This is a genomic window from Mycobacterium sp. 1245852.3 (genome assembly GCF_001669335.1).
Taxonomy (GTDB): Bacteria; Actinomycetota; Actinomycetes; order Mycobacteriales; family Mycobacteriaceae; genus Mycobacterium; species Mycobacterium europaeum_A.
Map to the genome: position 1 here is coordinate 1 of NZ_LZLL01000536.1, position 1,006 is coordinate 1,006.

General features: G+C 68.8%; 1 protein-coding gene and 1 pseudogene. Both read left to right on the top strand.

Annotation, left to right across the window (positions count from 1 at the left end):
- Nucleotides 1-521, top strand: a 521-nt coding sequence (locus A9W96_RS24760) for an amidohydrolase family protein (protein WP_156765396.1), incomplete at its 5' end; no start/stop codon positions are given.
- 134 nt (nucleotides 522-655) lie between these two features.
- Nucleotides 656-1,006: pseudogene (locus tag A9W96_RS24765) on the top strand (hypothetical protein); the annotation flags it as partial.

Below are 1,006 nucleotides of genomic sequence, written 5' to 3' on the forward strand. Positions count from 1 at the left end.
CGGCCGCCCTGCAGGCGCCGATCTACCTGCATCCGACCATCCCCCCGGCGGGCGTCATCGAGTCCAGCTACGCGGGTTTCGCCGAGCCCGTCACGTTCGCGCTGGCCACGGTGGGCTGGGGGTGGCACATCAACACCGCCACCCACGCGCTGCGGATGATCCTGGGTGGCGTGTTCGACCGGCACCCGGCGCTGCAGATGATCATCGGGCACATGGGTGAGGCGACGTCGTTCATGCTGCCGCGCTTCGACGCCACGCTGACACCGGAGCTGACCGGTCTGCAGCGTCCCGTCAGCTACTACCTGCGGGAGAACTTCCACTACACATTCGCCAACTTCAACGACCGCGCGACGTACGCGAACCTGGTCGCCCAGGTGGGGATCGACCGCGTGGCCTTCTCCGCCGACTATCCGTTCGGGTCGATGGTCGCCGCCCGCGCGTTTCTGGACAGCCTGCCGCTCACCGACGACGAGCGCGCGGCCATCAGCCACCGCAACGCCGAAAAGCTGTTGGGGCTCTAGGGAAGTCGTGAACCGGTCACGGGTCGATAAATTCGGGCCATCGGCTCTGTATCGATACCTGTGTCAGGGCAGCGGCTTTCGCGTCTCGGTGCGTAACCTGAGTGCCGCTATATGAATCGTCTGGGGAGCGGCGGGTGCGGTTTTCGGAGAATGCGCGGCGAAGCCTGGCCGGTGGTTCGCTGCTGCTCGTAGCCCTGGTGGCCGGCTCGGAGCTGGTCTCCGGCTGCAGTTCGGTCATCGGCGGCCGGCCGGTGGCCTCGCCAGGAGCCGGCCCCACCGAACCGTCCTTCCCCACACCCAGGTCCACGCCGCCGTCGGCCACCGCCGCCCCGGCGCCGGGCCCGTCGGCCGCACCGGCGAACCCGACCACCCCGGCCGGCGCCATCCCGCTGCCGCCCGACCAGAACGGCTACGTCTTCATCGAGACCAAATCCGGCGTGACGCGCTGCCAGATCAACAGAGACACCGTCGGCTGTGAGGCGCCC